This is a genomic window from Streptomyces gilvus, assembly GCF_022513565.1.
Lineage (GTDB): Bacteria > Actinomycetota > Actinomycetes > Streptomycetales > Streptomycetaceae > Streptomyces > Streptomyces gilvus.
The window spans coordinates 1-703 of sequence record NZ_JAKWBE010000081.1; the positions used below are offsets into that span (position 1 = coordinate 1).

Consider the following 703-nt stretch of genomic DNA (forward strand, 5'->3'; position numbering starts at 1 on the left):
GAGGCCGGGGCCGGCCCCGTTTCCGTGTGCGTCAGGCCGCAGCCGGACGGGCGACAGGGCGCTGTGGGGACATCGCGGGCGGGCGTCGAGTGCCGACGGACAGCAGGGCGCGTAGCCGGTCAATGTCCTCGGGCGGCAGCAAGGGCGCCGCGTCGACGAGCCGGCGGATCGACTCCCGCCGCTCCTCCCGCGTCACGCCGCGCTCCCGGAGGCCTCGTCGACGAGCTCGGTGTCGTCAACTTCCAACGCGACCTTCAGGGCCGCGTAGACCCTCGACGAGGGCTGTATACGGCCACTTTCGATCTTGTAGATGTTCCAGTGCGAGCATCCGACCGCGCTGGCGAGGTCGGTCACCTTGAGGCACCGGTCCTCGCGGACACGACGGAGCTTCGCCCCGGAGATCTTCCGGCTCAACATGGGCTCCAACATAGTCCAATGTTTGGATTCCTCAACCCTTACTAAGGGGTAACTTGGACGATATTTGGATGACCTTGGATCCCGTTGGGGAGTCTAGGGGTGGCCCGACCCGTCAATTAGCCGATGTTCTGCAACGTTGGAGTGGATTGGATTGGGCATGTACCCTCAGGCCATGACTGCTGACTCCGAGCCGCTGGCGCGACTCGCGCAGTGTGTAGAGCGGCGCATTGCTGAGCTGGCCCTGGAGTACGCGGAAGCGGCCCGGGCGGCAGGGATCTCGGACGAG

At 65.9% G+C, this 703-nt stretch carries 2 protein-coding genes; both read right to left on the bottom strand.

Translation table 11 applies throughout. The annotated features are described in order from the left end of the window. Positions 1 to 31 precede the first annotated feature (31 nt). Positions 32 to 196, bottom strand: a complete 165-nt coding sequence (locus MKW14_RS40700; protein WP_240871830.1) for a hypothetical protein — start codon at positions 194 to 196, stop codon at positions 32 to 34. Then, positions 193 to 417 (bottom strand): helix-turn-helix domain-containing protein, encoded by a 225-nt coding sequence (locus tag MKW14_RS40705; protein WP_240871835.1) that lies wholly within the window; start codon positions 415 to 417, stop codon positions 193 to 195. Before MKW14_RS40705 ends, MKW14_RS40700 begins: the two co-directional genes overlap by 4 nt. Positions 418 to 703: the final 286 nt, after the last annotated feature.

Bases quoted from the DNA above. Each gene is read 5' to 3' on its own strand.
- MKW14_RS40705 (WP_240871835.1), bottom strand. From the start codon at position 417: ATGTTGAGCCGGAAGATCTCCGGGGCGAAGCTCCGTCGTGTCCGCGAG.